This is a genomic window from Streptomyces sp. NPDC050287, assembly GCF_044459385.1.
Taxonomy (GTDB): domain Bacteria; phylum Actinomycetota; class Actinomycetes; order Streptomycetales; family Streptomycetaceae; genus Streptomyces.
In genome coordinates this window covers 1-18,668 of the sequence record NZ_JBITIY010000008.1, presented here as the reverse complement: position 1 = coordinate 18,668, position 18,668 = coordinate 1, and the positions used below count along the sequence as shown (strand labels likewise).

General features: G+C 66.7%; 10 protein-coding genes. 6 read left to right on the top strand and 4 right to left on the bottom strand.

What is annotated here, in order from left to right; all coding sequences use genetic code 11:
• Nucleotides 1-178: 178 nt before the first annotated feature.
• Complete coding sequence (locus tag ACIBK3_RS28150; protein WP_269649210.1) at nt 179-2,020, bottom strand: IS481 family transposase; 1,842 nt, start codon at nt 2,018-2,020, stop codon at nt 179-181.
• Nucleotides 2,021-2,430: 410 nt separating this feature from the next.
• On the opposite strand from ACIBK3_RS28150, the gene ACIBK3_RS28145 reads away from it, so the two are divergent.
• Nucleotides 2,431-2,784: a hypothetical protein gene (locus tag ACIBK3_RS28145; RefSeq protein WP_269649212.1), complete on the top strand. Its 354-nt coding sequence runs from the start codon at nt 2,431-2,433 to the stop codon at nt 2,782-2,784.
• 350 nt (nt 2,785-3,134) lie between these two features.
• Complete coding sequence (locus ACIBK3_RS28140) at nt 3,135-6,722, top strand: hypothetical protein (protein ID WP_269649213.1); 3,588 nt, start codon at nt 3,135-3,137, stop codon at nt 6,720-6,722.
• Nucleotides 6,723-6,919: 197 nt separating this feature from the next.
• On the opposite strand, the gene ACIBK3_RS28135 is transcribed toward ACIBK3_RS28140, so the two are convergent.
• Genes ACIBK3_RS28135 through ACIBK3_RS28125 form a run of 3 tightly spaced genes read right to left on the bottom strand, consistent with a single transcriptional unit; the run spans nt 6,920 to nt 12,761 of the window.
• On the bottom strand, nt 6,920-8,392 hold the full coding sequence (locus tag ACIBK3_RS28135) for a hypothetical protein (protein WP_329225690.1): 1,473 nt from the start codon (nt 8,390-8,392) through the stop codon (nt 6,920-6,922).
• Between the two features lie 55 nt (nt 8,393-8,447).
• Nucleotides 8,448-12,323: an AAA domain-containing protein gene (locus ACIBK3_RS28130; protein WP_327690730.1), complete on the bottom strand. Its 3,876-nt coding sequence runs from the start codon at nt 12,321-12,323 to the stop codon at nt 8,448-8,450.
• Nucleotides 12,324-12,329: 6 nt separating this feature from the next.
• Entirely contained in the window at nt 12,330-12,761 is a 432-nt protein-coding gene (locus ACIBK3_RS28125) for a hypothetical protein (protein ID WP_269649216.1), read from the bottom strand.
• A gap of 642 nt (nt 12,762-13,403) precedes the next feature.
• On the opposite strand from ACIBK3_RS28125, the gene ACIBK3_RS28120 reads away from it, so the two are divergent.
• Genes ACIBK3_RS28120 through ACIBK3_RS28105 form a run of 4 tightly spaced genes read left to right on the top strand, consistent with a single transcriptional unit; the run spans nt 13,404 to nt 18,538 of the window.
• Nucleotides 13,404-13,754, top strand: a complete 351-nt coding sequence (locus ACIBK3_RS28120) for a hypothetical protein (protein WP_269649217.1) — start codon at nt 13,404-13,406, stop codon at nt 13,752-13,754.
• On the top strand, nt 13,751-15,403 hold the full coding sequence (locus ACIBK3_RS28115; protein ID WP_399370023.1) for a DEAD/DEAH box helicase family protein: 1,653 nt from the start codon (nt 13,751-13,753) through the stop codon (nt 15,401-15,403). The genes ACIBK3_RS28120 and ACIBK3_RS28115 overlap by 4 nt, the downstream gene beginning before the upstream one ends.
• Entirely contained in the window at nt 15,391-15,819 is a 429-nt protein-coding gene (locus ACIBK3_RS28110) for a hypothetical protein (RefSeq protein ID WP_399370021.1), read from the top strand. Before ACIBK3_RS28115 ends, ACIBK3_RS28110 begins: the two co-directional genes overlap by 13 nt.
• Nucleotides 15,809-18,538, top strand: coding sequence for a TerD family protein (locus ACIBK3_RS28105; RefSeq protein ID WP_269649219.1), 2,730 nt, complete (start codon nt 15,809-15,811; stop codon nt 18,536-18,538). Before ACIBK3_RS28110 ends, ACIBK3_RS28105 begins: the two co-directional genes overlap by 11 nt.
• Nucleotides 18,539-18,668 lie beyond the last annotated feature (130 nt).

Genomic DNA, 18,668 nt, shown 5'->3' with positions numbered 1-18,668 from the left:
TCGCGCTCGCTGGGACGCGCGGGTCTACCTCCCAGTCTCGCCTCCAGCGCGCGCATCGCGCGCCTGCGACGCCGAGGCGCGGAGGGCCTGCGCACCTGTTCCAAGGCACCCAAGCACAGCCCGAACGCGACGCACGTCGAGTGGTCGGGAAAATCATCTGCCTTGTCGGTGTGAGGTCTCAGGACTTCCTTGACGGTTCGTCGTCAGGAGATCCTTGACGGTCCTTCTGGGTGCCCATGCCTTTGACGTAGAGCCTGGTGATCGGTCCGAGGTTCTTGCGGGGGCGGACAGCGAGTTCGTCCTCTCCGTGCAGGATCCGGTAGTGGGTGTCCTCGATGACGACGGTGACGATCTTTCCGGCATGCCGCGGGCCGAGCTTGATGAACTGGCCGTTGATCATGAAGCGTCCGCTTGCATGCACCTTGCGCTGGGCCCGGATGGAACCGGTCGGCAGGGGCGGAGGCGGCAGCGGAGACGTCGCCGTCCGTGCCCCGTCGATCTGCCCCAGACGGTCGGCCGGAACGGGACAGGGCCACGTTCCCGTCAGGGCGTTGTCGGCGATGGCGTGCATGAGGTGTCCGTCGAGACGGAGGGTGATCGTGCGGCCGGCGAGAGCGAATCCGACCTGGTAGCGGCCGCCGGCCAGGGCGACGATCCCGTCGCGATGGACCTTGCGGTCGACCTCGACGGGTTCGCCGGCGGCGAGGATGGCCGTGCCGCTGCGGGCCCTGGGCAGGGCGGCGGGTGCGGGCTCGGGACCGGCCGGGCGGGCGCCGTAGCGCATGGTCAGGTAGGCGAGATCCTCCGGCCGCAGCCGGGACGGGACCGTGGTGACGAGGTGCCCGTCAAGGAGGAAGCGGACGCTGCGGTGGTTCGCCCAGACCGTCAGCGTCCTGCCGGCCAGTGCCTGGTGGATACCGACTCGCTGCCTGCCCGACACCAGGGTGATCTCGCCGCTGGGAGGCACCCGCACCTCGAACTCGATCGCGGTGCCCTGCGGCGGCAGGACGGGCGGTTCGACGACCTCGACGGACACCTCCGGTTCGGCGACTGCCTGTTCAGGATGCTGGTGATCGCGGCCGGCGGCGGTGTGGGGCCGGAAGAGGCTGATGGGGGTGGCCATGTTCAGGGCTTGGTGCGGGCGCTGGTGGTTGTAGGCGTGCACCCAGCCGTCGATCGCTTCCTGGGCCGCGGCCAACGACTCGAACGGGACGACGTGATCGAGGAATTCCTCGCGCAGGGTGCGGTGAAAGCGTTCGATCTTGCCCGTAGTGGTGGGCGAGCGCGGCTTGGTCAGCCGCTGGGTGATGCCGTTTTCCCGACAGATGCGCTCGAAGAGCACCTCCACCGGCTGGGGGCGAGTATGGCGGCCGGTGAACTGCTTGCCGTTGTCCGTCAGGACCTCGAAGGGCACCCCGTAGCGGCGCATCGCGGCGGTGAAGGCCGAGCACACCGCGCGGGCGCTGGGCACGGCCACGACAGAGGCGATCACGACGAAGCGGGAGTGATCGTCGATGCCAGTGACCATCTTGCACTCCCGGCCGTCGACCAGCGGAACCCCGCCGACCAGGTCCATCTGCCACAGGTGCATCGGCGCCTCACGCTGCCACCGGCGGTATTTGCGCGGGTGCTGCTGTTCCTGGGTGCGGACCAAGCCGTTGCGGGACAGCACCCGGTGGACCGTGGCCCGCGACGGCGCCGACTCCAGCCCCCGGCCCGCGAGTTCGTGAACGATCCGGCGGGCACCCCACCGGGGATGCCGGCGACGCAGCTCGCAGATCTCGGCTTCCACCTCGGCCGACAGGCGGGTGGGACTGTTCCGCGGGCGCCGGGAGCGGTCCAGCAGGCCGGGCATGCCTTCCTGCTCGAACCGCCGTCGCCAGCTGTGGAGAGTCTGACGCGAGGTGCCGTACCGGGCTGCGACCTCACCGATTGGAGACCCGCCCAGCACCTCGCGGACAGCCCGGTAGCGGTACTCGGCCAGCTGCTGCACATCCACGACGACCGACGAAACCACCACGGCCACACCGATGTTCGGGAGATGACCGACGTTCAGCCGAACGTGTCAACCATGTCCGGAGGACAAAGGGTCAAGCATCTCCTGAGACCTCACACCGACACTGCCTGAGGCAGGCTGCCACTTCGGGCCCGGGAAGATCGCGATGCCTCAAGCCGTACCACGAGGGTCACCATCAGCAAGTCGGGTGTGCGGCGGATTTTCAACCGACTGGACATGGGCCGGCTGCCGACTTCGCAGCGCTACAAGCGCCACGACCGCCGATGGAACCGGTACGAGAAGCAACTGCCAGGCCCCCGGGTGTAGATCGACGTGAAGTTCATCGAGCCGCTCGCCTCGATGCCCCAGGGCGGCGCGGAGGCCGCAACAAGTACTTCCAGTTCACTGCCATCGACAACTGCACCCGGCTGCGCGTGCCGCGGATCTACCCGACGCTGAACCAGGCCACCGCCATCCAGTTCCTCGACTGCGTCATCCAGCGCCTGCCGTTCCAGGCGAGGTCATCCAGACGGACAACGGCGCCGAGTTCCAGTCCGCCTTCCACGGCACGTGCTCGACAAGCGCATCGCCCCACCTACATCAAGCCCCGAACACCACGGCTGAACGGCAAGGCCGAACGCTCCCAGCGGGTCGACGCCGAGGAGGTCTACCGGCTCCTCGACGGCGCCATCATCGACGACGCCGAGGTCTTCAACGACAAGCTGCGTGAGTGGGAGGACTACTACAGCGCCTCAAGCAGAAGACCACGGCCCAGGCGTAATTGGTGATCGTCAGTTGCCCAGCGACTCTAGCGACATCCGGGTCAAGGAAGTCCTGATACTGCACAGCCACCTGCACACGACAATTTTGAAGTGGGTTTTCGGACACCAGCTTTCTATGCTGGCGTACTCAAGAGAACGGGGGCGATGTGGGCAAGGGCCGGAAGAAGACGGGGCGGACAGCTCCTCAAGGGTTGGGCCGACGACTCGCAGGTATGGACATGGCGAGTATGCAGGCTCTGCTCACTGCGGCGGGCGCCAGTCCCGGGACCCGGCACAGGTGGGCGTCTGTCGGGTACCTCCTTCAGCAAGTGCTTGCTGTGCCGCCAACCGGGCGGTCGTCCGCCAAGGCTGTGACCGTGGGCGGGCTACTGGATGCCTGTCGACGGGAAGCGCCCTGGCTGGCTGGACTGGAAGATTTCGTTCCGTCCGATCCCCGTCAGGTTGTGCTCGCGCGGCTCGGTGACGAGGTGCTGCGGCTGGCTCCGGGCCAGGTGGAGAGGCCACTGGCCGACGTCACGCGGTGGAAGACGGTGGCTCAGGCGACAGATTCGGTTCTTGTGCCTGAGCTGGGATTCGGGATCTCCGAATACGTCGAGGTGGGATTGCGGTACGCCGATCTGGCCATGCGGGCACTAGCTTCATCGTGGCCCGATGGGGACGTGCCGACCGAGGGTCCTGCAACGCTGACCGACGAGGAACTCGTGGCGGCGCAGGTGCTTGTGAGTAGTCAGGTGGACGCGAGGGTCGCCCCTTCCGAGACGTTCCGGGCCGCGCTCGACTGGGCTACCGCACAACAGGGGGAGCCGATTTACGACCCCCGTTCCCCGCAGAGTACGTTCGGCAAGTACCTGGCCGTTTCCCATCAGCAGTCCGACGGTGGCGCAGCGAGATTCTGGCTACCGTTGGGCTTCCTGCCCGAAAGCATGGGGCAGGGCGTCGTTGATCTCGCTCGGCACGCCGCCTCGGCAGAAGCGAACGTCAGCCTGCGATTTGCCCAGCTCGCAGCTGAACGTGCACGCCGAGCTCTGTGGCGGTTCTCGGACAAGATTGTCGGTCCCCCTGACACAAGCAGCGGCCCGGCTGTCTCCCCTCGCGACGTTGTGCAGTGGGTGGTGATGTTCGGCCCTGCCAGGGCGTTGCTGGTACAGCTGTTCGCCCGCCCTCATCTGACGGATGCTCCCTTCCGGGAGGAACCAGCAGTGCTGCGGATCAGCGAGCATGCCCGTGCCCATCCGGACGAAGAGGTTCGTGTGCCGCTGCCCGGTGGGTCCCTGACCCTTCCCGCAGGGACGGAGGTAGTTCCCCTTCTCCTCGTCGCATCTGCCGGACATCTGGTTGCGCCCCAGCGACCGGGGCTTGCCGCCATGTCCCTTGAGGATCTGCTCTGGGCCTCGACCACCGCCGACAGCGACACGGATCTCTATACCTTTTGCCGTGAACTTGCGGCGCCGGACAGACCCCACATGGTCGTCTGGGAGGCGTTTGACCTATGGGAGTGGTGGCGCGGCAACAATAAGACGTTCTTCAGTGGCGGCAGGGCCCCGGACTTGATGATGGTCAGCCCTCACCACAGCGCCGCCGAGTGGGAACGCGGCCAGCGCCTGCAGGAACTCGAGCAGGCGCTGGCCCTGCTCACCCTGCCGGGAATCGACTCCTGGGATGCCTTGGACCCTGTTGGACAGGGCCCATACGGGATCTACGAGTGGCGCCGAGCGCATGCGGATGAGGTAACCCGACCGCCGGACCACGACCGCCCTGACCTGTACGGCTGGCGGATCCGGGCCGGCGCCCCTGCTGTGGCCATACGTTCCGCGCACCCGGCGTGGGGCGACATCCATCACCAACTTCTCCACGACCTCGCAGGCTCGTACGCCTTCGGCTTCGAGCAGGTGAATGATGCGTGGAGAGCGGCGCATGACGAAGCCTCACCGGTCGGCTACATCCTCGAAATGCGGCCCGTTACGCCGGACGATCGTGATCGCGCCGATTCCATCCGGGTCGGATCTGCCGAAGCACAGTCCAGTGCGTACGGCCGGGTGATCCATGCTGAGTTCCTCGTTGACTGTGAGTTGCTCGCGGAGCAGACCGACCGTGACGCCGCAACTACGCGGGATGTCATGGCGCAGACGATCAAGTCTCTTCTGGAGCAGAGCGATCTGCCGGCGAGTACGGTCGACACGGTGGCAACGGCCTGGCACGTCGCTCCGCCCACACTTGCGATCCGCATCATGACAGCGCCGGTGAGCCGTCCACACCTTGCCCGTCCGTGGCCGGTAGATGCCCATCTGGTAGGCATGATGGACCAGGAGGTGGCCCGTGCTGTGCAGGCAGCTGGCATCGCACCCGGAACGTACGTGGGCCCACAGGCCAAAGTGCTTGACCGTGATGTGCTGGCGCCAGCCGCGTTGGATGCTCTGAACCGTCGTCTCGCTCAACACTCCGCTGACGACCTTGTCACTGTCGGGATGCGGCAGATCGAACGCACCTTGGCGACGAAGAACCAGCAATTCCGTGATCTCGAACAGTCCTCCCGCCTTCTTTCGGTGGCCTGGGACCCACTGGAGCGTCAGACAGAACTCGAGCAAGAGCATCTGTGGTTGAGGCGCAGCAACGAAATCGCGATCGAAGCAGCTCTGCGCGCTCAACCCACTGGAATCCGCCGCGTGGATCAGTACGCGTGGATGGAGATCACCGCTGCGGCCTCCGCTTATCTGGCCGCGACGATGCGGAGCGAAGCGATTCATCATCAAGTTCGTCCCACCGGACTGAGAATCAGCGACGCATATGAGATCACCGTGGTGACCGACTTGGCCGATGCCGATGCCGATGCCGATGCCGATGCCGAGTCGGGGAGCGCAGGCTCCCGGGTGTTCGATCTGGACCTCAGCGCGTTCAGACGGGCCCGAGCGGCTCACATGCTCGCGGCTCCGGCGATGCTCGGCAGTCACGAGCAGACTGACGAGGTTGGCGCAGCAGCCGAAGTCGTTGACGAGGAACAGATCGACGAACTCGTCGATCCAGCTGTTGATGCCGCCATGCTCGCCGCATACGGAGCATCAGTGAGCGATATCTTGCAAGTCCTGTTCTCTATGGCCCAATGGCCGCTGGAGCCTGACGATCCGGATGCGGTGGCCGTCCCCGCAGATACCGTCCGGCAACACCTGCACGACACGTTGCGTCTCGCGGCGGAACCTGACGGACATGCCCGTATCGCTGCTGCTCAGGGGCTCCTCACCAGTACATCCTCCGCGCTGCAGGCTGCCGACTGGAAGCCGTGGCATGCGCGCAGCAGGCAGAAACGACTCGTCGTCCAGCCCCTGGCCGAACTCAGCGATGGGCAGCTCGTCGTCAGCCCGCAGCTCTGCTACGCGAGTGCAGGCATCTACGGCAACTTCGTGGCTCAAGGAATCCTGCCTTGGACACAGCCTCCGCCCCCGCGCCGGGTGGCAGACGCTTTGGAGGCGGTTCGTGACCGCAAGAACAGAGCCCTTGAGACCGAGGTGGCACAAACGCTACGGGGGGCTGGCTACGTGGTCGAGGAGCGCATCCGGGAGCAGGATCCCCAGCGCCTAGGGGTTCCCTCGCTCCAGACCGAGATCGATGTAGTCGCTGGGCGCGGGGCTGACTCGGTTATCTGGCTGATCGAGGTGAAGGACCCAGCCGACGTCCACGTGACACCAGAGATCCGACGCCATCTGGACCGTTTCTACGTCGACCACCGAAAACCGTGCTATGCGGCACAACTCCAGCGGAAACTCGAAGACCTCGCACCCTATGCCAACGAGGTGACGGCGGCCCTTGGCTTGCCGACGTCAGCTGAGCCGCGTGTGGTCAGGGCAATTTTTGTCACCCGTGCGCCGGTGCCGGCGGGATTCGTCGGGGGCCCCTTCACATTCCACACGTTGAGGGATCTGGCGGCTGCTCTGGGCGGCGCCACCAGCTAGCCGCCGGGAGCAACTGCTCCCGGCGGGACCAGTCCCCCTAGCCGGGATCAGCGGTGATCACGAAGCGGCCCGCAGCGAGTATGTGCCGAACGACGGCGAAGCGTAGGCATCAGACGGGTGATCGGCTACACAAAGGTGAGTAATGCCACCGCTACCGGCCCCAAATGGGCCGGTAGCTGGTGGCACGCATACAGGAACTACTCGTCTCGGAAAGGTGGGATCTGACGCATGGCCAGCACTGTGCCGTGCCGGCCGATCGAGACAACGCCGCCCCAGGCGTGGTCCCAGAATGTCCCATGTTCCTTGGCCCTTCTCGCATGGACCCGCTGTCGGTAGGCGGCTAAGTCGGCCTGACGTTTGGGCTCTTGCCTGGTGATGAGGGAATCGAGGACGTCGGCGGCGACGCCGGAGAATGCTTGTACTCGTTTGCCGTTGAGCCGAAAGACATGATCCGTGCCCTCGAATTTCTCGCCCAGCAGGGTGTATTCCTGGTCCTGGACGCTGCCGGAGGCGGCGTGGGCGAAGCCCTGGAAGAAGTCGCTGCCCTGGCGGGTGGTGAGGAGCGCGGCGGTGGATTCGCCGTCCCCGGCGAAGGCCGTCAGGCCGGCGGCTCCGACGCGGGCCAGGACACGCTGGAACCACTCGTAGTCCTTGGGGCCGACTTGGCAGCCGGGCTCGGAGGAGTCGGGGTCCTTGCCTTGTCCTGGTTTGAGGATGCCGATATCCGGGTTCTTGCCGCCTAGGCCCAGGCCGATGTCGGCGGCGGGGGTGTCGTCAGGAATGTGCAGCCAGCCGCCGGGGCCGTCGGCATGCAGGACGTGGACAGCGAGCGGGTCGGCCAGGGCGATCTCCGTGCTGAACAGCAATGCCGGGGTTTCGTCCCAGGCTCCGATGTGCACTCCGTCGGCGTGGACGGCTGCGGAGGCGAGCTGCTCGTAGGCCTTCTGCCGGTCGCTGTGGTTGCCTTTGCAGGCGATGGGGATGACGCGTGAGGACTCACCCGGTTTCCAGACCTCGGCGAAGAATTGCGGACGGTAGGGGTAGCCGACGGTTTTTGTTTTCGCCTTGTCGCGACTGGTCAGCGTCCAGCCGGCCCGTAGGGCGGTGTCGGCACGGACGAACGAGATGCTGTGGTCCGGATAGCGACGGGTGAGGATCTGTTCGCTGACGGCCAGTGCGAATGCGTGTCCCAACTCCTCTGACTGCAGCGCCTTGTAGTACATGGCGATCCGTTTGCCCTCGTCGGACAGGCCGAGCAGGTTGCCCTCCTGTGACAGGCCGAGCTGGGCTTCGGTATGGGCACTGAGCGCCTGGCAGTACTTCAGGCTGCCCCAGTGCTCGGCCAGTCCGCGTGATGCACCGCGCTGGGACAGTGCCAGCCCGCGGCCCAGGTGGTGCAGGACGTCCCAGAACGTCAACGTCACGGACAGGCCGACCTCCGTGCCGGGGAGCGGGCGCAGGCCTGGTTTGCGCCGCAGGGGCTCGTAGGTCTCTCCCATCTTGGTCTTGCCCTCCTCCTGCCGCTTTTCGAACGTCTCGCGACGCTCCCGTTCCTTGTCGGCGGCAGCCTCGTCAGCCTTGCCCACGAGCTCCCGCGTCGAGTGAACCGCCACGGATACCTGCTGCCTTAGACTGTTCAGGACCTCTTCAGTCTTCGGAGTGCTTGCCACGACTGCCCTCCCCACGTCGGATGTCCCGGTCGACCACCGGCGGCCGATCGGTCACTCAGTCGAACAGCGGCGCCAGTGCGTTCGGGCCGACAAGGATGCGCCATGCGGGAATACGGACCACGCGCGTGACAGGACCGGCCTTCGCGCCTCGACCGCCGGAGGGAAGCCCGACGAGCAAGCCGGCCCGTTCGTGTACCAGCCGAAGGTGTCGTGCCGGATCACGGTCTGGCCCGGGGCCGGTGTCGACGACTACCGCGGTGTTGCCGTCGGGCGCGGTGAACAGCAGGTCGATGCGCTGTCCACCGACCATCGCAGCGCGTTCCAGCTCGACAACACCGCGCGAGGCGAGAACCTGCTGCACAGCGTCGGTGAGATCTCTGCGGCGCCGCTCCTGACGCAGGCGAGGCCCTGGCATGGGAGTTGGCTGCACACCGGTGCGCTGTGTTTGGTCCCACAGGAGTGAGCGTGAGGACAGCAGATGGGGGAGACCTGTCTCCTGTTGCCAGTAGGCGTGGTTGCCCACGGTGATCAACTGGGATTTGGCGCGGGTGATCGCGACGTTCCAGAGATTGACCTGGCTCGACACCCAGTGGGCCGTTCGTTGCGGGGTGTTGGTGGTGGCCACCGGGCTGAGGATCATGACATCGCGCTGACCGCCTTGAAAGGCGTGCACCGTTCCCACCCGGACCCGGTCGCTGCCGATCACGCTTTCCAGGGCGTCCTTCTGCGCACGGAACGGTGTCACCACGCCCACGGTCGCGCTCTCGGGCAGGCGGCGAAGCAGCGCCCGCACGATGTCGGCAACAGCGGCGGCCTCGGACGGGTTGCGCCAGGACTTTCCTCCCGGGCCGCGTGCCGACTTGCTTGAGGGCACATTCGCCCAGGCCAGTACGGGGGCCACTTCCCCGGTGTCCATGAGATCGACTGCGGGTACCTGCCGGCGCACGTCGGTCATGATCTCCAGCGCGCCGGAGTAGCAATGGCCGTTGACGATGTCGGCGATTTCCGGGTGGCAGCGGTAGTGCTCGTCGAGCAGCAGTGCACTCTCGCCGTTCTGCGCGGCGGCGTGGTAGGAGGAGTGAGCGTGATAGGCGAGCCGACGGTCCTCCAGCCAGGCCGCGCTCAGCCCCGCCCTGACGCGGGCCTGACGTTCCTGCTCCGGCGAGATACCGGGGATGTGCGTCAGCTGCATCGGGTCCCCGATGATCAGGGCCCTGCGGGCGCGGAACAGCAGGGGCAGCACCGCCGCGATGGAGCACTGGCTGGCCTCATCGATGACGACCAAGTCGAAGAGTTTCGGATCAGGCCTCAGCTGGCGCACCGCATGGGTGGTGATTGCCCACCCCTTCAGGTGGCGCAGCAGGTTCAGCTGGCTCCGCTGGGTCCCTTTGCGCTGACGCAACGTCTGAAGCCGCTGGTCCAACAGCGATCGCCCGCGGTCGAGCACCTCCGCCGACACGGCCTCGCACAGCTCTGCGGACAGCTGGGCCCGTGTTGCGGCACAGCCTGAACGCGCCTGGCGCACGGTTTCCTCGTCGTAGGCGAGCTGAGCCGGCGTGAGGTCACGCACCTGGCGCTCCAGGCCGGTCAGGTCCGCCAGGTCGTCGAGCAGGTCTGAGACAACGGGCCGTTCCCTCGTCCATGGCGGCAGTTGCGGCGCTGCGTCGGCACCGGCAGCCGCGACGAACGCCTTCATGGCCCGTGTCCGGCGCCAGCGCCCCCACCAGCTGCCCGCCGCTGCCGCCCGGCGGGCCCTCATTTCCCAGCGGGCCAGCGCCGAGAGGTCGCCGACTTGCCACAACCGTGACAGGAGCGGCACCGGAAGCTCGACTTTGCTGGCCAACTCGGCGCGCTGCGACAGCACCTGGGCCAGCCGTACCTCACCTTCGACCTGCCGTCCGGCCTGGTCGCGCAGGGCGGCGGCGCGCGAGCGGAGGTTGCGCAGTTCACCTGCCACGGTGGCGGAGCTGCGCCCGGGCTGGGCAGGCGGTTCGGACAGCAGTTGCTCTAGCTTCTCGGCCTCCTTGACCAAGGCATCGACGTTGCCAGTACGCATCAGCAGCCCCGGAGCGATGTCGTCGCAGCGCTGGGCGACGACGTTCACCGCCTCGTTGTTGGTCGACGCCACCAGAACCGACTCACCTGCCGCGACGCAGGTGGCCACCACCGAGGTGACGACCTCGCTCTTTCCCGTTCCAGGCGGACCGGTGGCCACGGTCAGCGGCTGCGTCATCGCGGAGATGACCACCTGCTCCTGGCTCTCGTTGGAGGGCCCTGCCGACACCACGAGCACGGGATTCGTTGTGGGCGTGGGGGTGCCGCCGTTCAAGAGCGCGTCCAGTGCCGTACCCGGAATTTCGTCCGTGCGGGTGGAGATGGCCAGGAGATTCTCCACAACGCCGTCGGTGGCGAATCGCTCCGCACTCGACGGAGCCAGGAGCACGGCGGCGTTGTGCGCGCCAGGGCGCAGGGCCTCGTGCACCGAGTCCGCACTCAAGGCGGAGGCGTCGAGCGGTTCAAGCTCCGGAAGTCCCAGGACGCCGAGCAACTCCCGTACGGCTTTGATCATCTGCGCGTCATTGCCGTGCTGCCACGTCGGCTGCCAACGGGCCAGCAACTGGGCAGCCTCGTCCTCCGAGAGAAGCTCCGTCACCAGCTTGGTGTGCAGCGACGGAACCCCGCTCGGACGGAGCACCGCGCGACCGCTCTCGTCAGGAGCCAACTCCATTTGCTGGATCAACAGCGGAGCGATCCCGACATCCGTGCGCTGGCTGCCCTCACCGCGGGAGGGGAGCGTGACGGCGGGATACCCGTACCAGTACTCGTGCTGATCGGCAGCGCGACCTGCCCCGTTCTTCGCCGTGGTGCCGCCTGAGCCGTGCGCACCGGGCAGGTTCTTGGGCGCCGGCAGTGCCGGGCTCAGACCGGATTGAATGGTCTCGGGCCCCTCATCTATCAGGAAGTACTGCGAGTTCCGGCCCGCCCGCCGGTCGGGCAGCATGCTCGCTGCGGCCTGGGCGCTCAGGCACTGTGCGTAGTAGCGCAGCAGGTGCTGCCAGTCGTTGGCGTTCTCACGGTCAGCCGCGACCCGCTCGCGAGCTTTGAGGTGAGCGGCCGACGGCGGGGGCGGTTCATGGGGCGGGGCAGGGAGATTGACCGGGCGGGCCACGGACCGGGCGAAGTGCAGCGTGTGGGTGGCGCGGATGGTGGACTTCGTCGGGCGTTGCTCCTCCGGCACACCCTTGCGCACCATCTGCGCGGTCAGATACTCGAAGAGATCCTCCGGCGATATCCAGCCGCTGTCCTTGATCCGCCCGTTCCGCAGTCCTTCGACGATTTCACCCGTGAACCGCGAAGTACCGAGCGTCGATCCTTCGGGAGCCATGGCGGAGGCGGCCTGCAGCGCGTCCGAGGCGGTGATGAAGTAGACGCCAGTGGGGTGCAACAGGGTGCTGTGCTCCGCCTCGTCCGATTCCGAACTCTCCCGGCCCTTGGCATGCCAGCCCTGGACGACGGAACCGCTTGCGCAGCAGTCCAGCAGTACGATCTTGGACGCGGCGCGGCAGGACTGCAGAGTCCGCTCCAGGAACTCCGCCGACACCGCCGTACGGGGAAGATCGGCCGGGTCGCTGTCGCGGGTGAGGAAGTAGAGCTGGTTGTCGGCCTCGCAGAACTCGCCGTGCCCGCTGAAGTACAGCAGTGCGCTCTCACTTTGCTGGCGCTCTCCGAGGAACGACTCGATGGCGTGCAGCATTTCCGCACGTGTCGGGTCCGGCACCATCGCGCAGTCGTTGTATTGGCCGATCTCTGTGCTCTGCAGAACGGCCTGCATGTAGTGCAGATCGGCACGGACCGCCGGAAGGTCGTGATAGTGCTCGCTGTCGTACGTGGAGGCGCCGATCAGGAGGGCGTACCGATCGTTGTTTCGCACTCTCGGTCAGTCCGCCGTGGGGGTGTCGTCCTGGCCCGGCGCGCCGTGAGCCGTGCTCCCGTCTGGTGGCAGGGATCGCTCGGCCAGGAACCGTTCGAGGCGTGCGTCTTCCTCACGCGCTTCGCGGCCTGTGATGCGTAGGGTGGCTCCGTCGGGGCGGGTCGCGATGATGGTGCGCTGGGGGACCTTGGCCAGCCATACCTGGACGCAGGCCGCGGCGAACGAACCGGCACTCAGGGCCAGGCTGACGACCTCCGAGACGTCGCCGCCTTTGTCGGTGCTCACTGAGGCACCGGCTGAGGGCAGGCATAGGGAGGCCGCGGGATCTGTCTCCGACACCTCGGTCAGCAGTTCGCGGGCGTCGCTGCGAGCCCGCAACGGATCATCGTCGATCACGGAGATCAACAGGCGCGGCAGGTCTTCGCCGTCGTTGCTCACGCGTCCCCCTGCGCTGTCAGCTGTCGCCTCAGATGCCTAGGGAAAGTACCTGACGGAACGGTATAGAAGCGTGAACTTTCCGGAATCTGCCGTTAGTTGACGCGAAAGCTACTTCGCCCTCGCATACGACACCCTCCCCCGCGGACGATGCCGCCTTCGGTCGACCAGGCTCCTCCCAGCACCGTGGATCAGTCAGGGCGAGGCCCAGGTCGGAATGGAACTGGCAGAGCGGGAGCCGATCGTTGATATCGCCACTTACTTCGGCTGGCGGGCATATGGTTCGCGAGGTGGCACTACTTTGGCGGGGCACGGGAGACGTGTCATCCGGGGGATGCCCAGCAGTGGTATGGCAGTTACCTGGCGGCTGACGCAGCGGAAGCGGGAAGAGCGGGGTACGTGGCGACGTGGTTTGAGCGGATGGCGGCGGTTCCCGGCATGCATTTCACGGGTAGTCCTGGTGTTGTTCGCGAGGCACTGCCAGAGGCACGAGTCCGCCCGGAGGTGTCGTATGGATCACCGATGTGGCCGACTGCTGAGGGAAGTACGTCGGCAACGCCGGCCAGTCGGCATGTGCCTATAGAGGCGGGCGGAGCGGACCTGGTCGCACGGGTCTGGGAGGCGCTGGAGCTTCCCGGTGGGGCGATGGATTACCACTTCGTCCTGCAGGGCGCGGTGGACCGTTTGTGGAGCGGTCGGCGCTCCTATCCTGAAGGGCTTGAGCTGCTCGAGGTGTTCGCGCTGCTGGACCTGGAGTTGATGGAGGCAGCCCCTCAGGCGGTGTCCTTCGACACCGGTCCCGTCCCGGAGTCGTTCGTGCATGTGACGTCCGTGTCTCGGCTCATTGTGCTGCTGGAACGCGAAGGTGCTCTCGAAGAAGCTCTTGGCGTGGCATGGCGGTTGGCCCGTTTCGGACAGGGCGAGGACGCGGTGGCCCGGCTGTCGGAGAAGGTCGGTGCGTTGGTGCAGGAAGCTGCGGTTGGCGGGGCTGCATGAGCACGGGACTGCACCAGGTGATCCCTTCGGCGTCGTATCTGGAAGAGGCGTTCTTGCGCTGGGTGCTCACTCCGGCTGCGGAGCGGGGCATCGTGGCGCATGTACGCAGCCAGCATCCGGTGACGGTCAATGAACGCACCTACCGGCTGGACTACCTGATCTCAGGCGCGTCGCTGCAACTGGCCGTCGAGTTGGACGGGTTCACCTTCCACAGTGACCGGGGGGCCTTCACCTACGACCGGCTGCGGCAGAACGACCTGGCCGCTACGGGGCTGACGGTGCTGCGGTTTTCCTATGATGCGGTGCGCCTGGACACCGCGCGCTGCGTTGCCCAGCTGCAGGCGATGCTGCGCCAGGATGCGGCGCTTGCGCCGTTCGTGGTCGCCGTACCGCGTATTGAGGTCCCGGAGATGGCGGGGGATCCCTTGAGGGCGGCCGATCCGCCTCTGGGCGCCCAGCCAGCGGCCGGTGGGTCCTACTTCGCCGGTGCGCGCGCTTCGGTGGCGCGGGAGCCGTTGCGGGCGTGCCAGGACGAGGCTCTGGCCGCGCTGGCCAACTACTACGCGTCCGGAGGACGGCATGCGGCCACGGTGATGGCGGTCGGGGCCGGCAAGACCGCTCTGGGAGTGGCGGCCGCGTTGTCCTTCAGCAGGCGGCGGGCGCTGGTGGTGACTCCTGGATCGGTCATCCGCGGCACGTTCGCCAAGGCACTCGATCCGGGTATCCCGGGCAATGTTCTGTACGGACTGGCGGGCGGCCCGCTGCTGCCGGGCGCGCGCCCGCCGGCCACGTTGGTCCTGGACAGGGACGACGGGCAGATCAGCCGGGTGAGTAGACAGCGGCTGCTGGCCGCAGATGTGCTGGTCACGAACTTCCACGCGCTGGGCACCGGCGACAAGGATGGGGACCTGCTGGCCAAGCTGGAGCCGGAGGATGTCGACTTCATCGTCGTGGACGAGGCTCACATCGCGGCCAGTGCCTCCTACCAGCGGCTGTTCGCCCACTTCGAGGGTGCACGCACGCTGCTGATGTCGGCGTGTTTCCAGCGCCTGGACGGCAAACCGATCGACGCCGATGTCGTCTACCGCTACCGGCTGGTGGACTCCGTCGCGGACGGCTCCGCGAAGAACTTGCGTGTGCACCGGTTCGCCCCGGAGGTGGCGACGACGGTGTACGAGGCGGTGTGGCCCGACGGACGCCGCGAACAGATCGTGGGCCGTGATGCCTTGCTGGCGGCGTTGAGGGACGAGCGGAAGATGGCTCGCATCACGGCGCAGTCCGAGGCGTCGATCCGGCACGTCATGACCGTGACGCGGGCCTGTCTGGATGCCCAGGCCAAGCTGCTGGCCCCGGTCAAACCCCGGGCGCTGTTCGCGGCGATGGGTGAGGCCCATGCGCAGCAGATCGCCCGGATCGCTGAAGAGCATGGCATCCCCTGCGGCACGCTGCACCACAGCATGTCGGCCTCGACGATCAAAGCCACCCGGCGGCGTTTCGAGTCTGACGCGGGAGATCTGCAAGGCATCGTGCAGCTGCGGATGCTCGGCCAGGGCTACGACTTTCCGCCCATCACCGTGGTGGTGCCGGTGCGCCCTATGGCAGCTTCGGCGAGTTCTACCAGTTCATCGGGCGTGGTGTGCGCGTACTGAGGCATCCCGGCCTGGCTGTCGACCAGCAGTACCTGGACGTGGTATGCCATGCCGAACTCGGCCTGGAGGACCATCTGGAGGCCATGTGCGCGGACAACGACATGGATCCAGCAGTGTTGCTCGACGTCCCGCTGATCAACCCCGTCACGCTGGAACAGGTACAGGACGGTAACGGCACTGGAGAGGCGGCCTCTGATGGCGCAGTCCCAGGCGGGGTTGATGCGTTCGTGCTGTACGAGCAGGGGCGTGTGGAACAGCGGGTGGTGCACGATTTGGGCCGGGTGGAAGCTCGGCGGGCGGAGCGGGAGATGCAGCTGATGGCCCAGCGCTACGCCGTCTACGCGCAAAACACCGCGACGCCGATGCCGTTTGAACAGTTCGTCGAGTACATGCGGAGGCTGACCGGTGGCCAGTGATGAGCCGCGCTGGTGGCAGCCTGTCATGGGCGCATCTCCCGAAGACGGGCTTGCTTTGGAGGCGGCTTCCGGGCAGCACCAGCGCTTCGCCGAGCTCGACGCGCTCGCGGCCAGGCTGCTGGCCGCTGCACTGGGCGGCGAGCGAGTGGCTTCGGTGATCAGAGGCAAAGGACCACAGGCTGCGGACAGCGTTGAAGTGCTTGGGCTCAGCGGGTCGGAGGAGGCTTGGTGTGCTGAGAAGTTCGGTGTGCGGGAGCAACAGCAACGCGGTGCGTGGTACCTGCCGCAAAAGCTCTCCGTGAAGGCAGGAGCAGTCAACCTGCCGCATCTGTTGCGCGAACGCGCCGCCCACGCGGTGACGTTGGCCACCGATGACACCGCTCGGGTCAGCGTTGCGGAGGGCGCGGACGCGGTACTGCTGTGGGCGCTACTGGTGCCGTTGTTCGAGGCGTTGCTGGAGCCGGTCCGGGTGCGGGCAGCCGGACCGGCCGGGACCGTCGAAGACCAACAGGAACAGTGGGCCGGTATCGAAGAACGCTACCGTCTGCTGGGCCTGGGCCAGGATGCGCTCGAGGAGTTCCGCTTCGGCGGCGGCTGGCACCGGCTGGACCGGCGCGGGCAGCAACGCGCCCGCCTCCGGCTCCTGGACACCCTCACCGCCACTGATCCTCTGCAACTCGTCACCCGCCACCGCATCCAGCAGACGCAGGCACTCATTGCCAGCTTCGCCAAGAAGGCCAAGGCCGGTACCGCTCTGGCCAGACGAGTCCTGACCCGGGCGCTGCAGCCGGTGGTCTCCGGCTACTTCGCTGGCAACTGGCTGACCGTACTGGACTACCTGCAGGCGCCACCGCACCCGGACGAGGAAGTCATCACCGCGCTGCCCGAGCCGCGCCTGTACGTGGGGATGTCCGCCCAGGCAGCTGGCATGGCCGCTGAGGCGGGCATCCCGGAGGACGAAATCCATGCCATGCTCGCGGCCTTCCTCGGTGGCCCGACCTCCCTTTCCCCCGTCGAAGAACGTGTTGCAGCCCTGCGTGGCTGGTGGACAGGCTTCGACCACACGCATGCTGTCCAAAGCCCTGGCATGCGGCCGCTATGGGGACTCGTCGACAACGAGATCATGTCCTTCGCCTGGCAGGACGACCATGGAATCACCCAGCAGCTGTACCGGCAGGTGCTGCCCGCCTCCGTCAACGAGCAGGTGGACCGTCTCTGGCAGTCGGTGACGCTGCAGCGCCACCCTGGCGCCATCGTCAGCAATCCCCGGCCCCACCAGCTGATGGCCCAAACGATTGGCCCCGCCCTGGAGTTCTGGCACGGTGTCGCGCTGACCGCCTGGTTCGTGTGCGAAGGCCCTTACTCCCGCGCCCCTCTGTCTGGTGTGGCTGACTATTACAACCGTCCCCTCACCGCGCTGCATGCCGTCGGCTGTCCTGTCTCGCCGGATCTGTTCGAGGAACTGCGCATTGCTGAGCGGCATTTGGGGCCGGAGGAGGAGATCGTCCGGGAGCGCAGGGAGCTACCGGTGGACACGGCGATCGGTTCCTTCACCCTGACGATGAGTCACAGCAGCGGCAGCCGCCGCGAAGGCTTTGAGCGGGTGCGTGACATCGTCACCCGCCATCGCCGTGCCTGGGCAGAGCAGTATCTCGACGCCTACCTGGAGGGGCGGTGGCGCGCCGCGTTGGAAGACGTTGCCCGTGCCCATCACCGGTTCGTGGCCGCGAAGGGCAAGCCGCCTACCTTGATTCAGTTCGCCCAGTTCGCCACCAACGCTGCCAGTCAATGGACCGGTGGTGACCTCGGCGCTCTGTACACCGCGATCGGCGAGCCTGCTGCAGCCCAGCAACAGCGTCCGGCTCGTCTACTGCCGAATGACGGCCACGTCTTCGCCCAGCGCGTTTACACGGCGCTCGGCGGCATTGCCGTCGACAACGACCTCCGCATGAACCAGCCTGAAGAAGCCCAACGGCAGTGGCAGCTCAGCCGCCTGGCCGAGGAAAGCCTGCGCTATGTGCAGCTCTACGAGGCCCTCGGACATCCGCCTACACCTAAACAGTTCGGCGCCCACCGCCTGGCCTGGCCCTGGCCTGGTGAAGAAGCCGAAGGCTGGCCCCTCTTCCAGGACGCCCTCGCCGCGCTAACCGGTACCAGCCGACCCGCAGAGGCATCCGACGCGGATGCGGTCAAGGCTGCCCCAGAGGCACAGCACGAGGCCGGGAACGTGCTAGGCAAGGGCGCTAATGCCCATCTCGCATCCGAGCGGGTAATGGTGCGCGTCACCGCCACCGGTACGCCCGTTGATGTCTCCGCCGTCCTACTTACCCGCCACGGCAAGGTCCGCAGCGACCAGGACCTCGTCTTCTATAACCATCCCCACCACGAAGGAGTCCGCACCGACGGTGACACCATCACCGCGGAGCTGCCCGAGATTCCCGACGACATCCACACCGTGGCAGTCATCGCCAGCATCGACCTCGAATCCCAGCCCATGGCTGTCTTCGACCAGCACTCCACTTGGCGCGCGGACATCACCCAACCCTCCGGTGAAAGATTGTCCTTCGAGGCAGCTCCCTTCGTTTCGCGCGAGACCGTCGCCATCGCTGTGGAGGTCTATCGACATGGTTCGGGCTGGAAGGTGCGTGCTGTCGGCCAGGGCTACGACACCGGGCTGGCGGGCTTGGCCGCGGACTACGGCATCAACGTCGATTCCTAGTGCCGTTTGTCAAGCCGCTCGGGCCATTGGCGGTGTGAGACGCCATCCGCTTTCCGAACGTGATCGTTTAGTTCGGGTGGGTGGGCATGAACTCCGGTCGGCAGCGGGAGAGATGGGCGTGGTTCGTCCG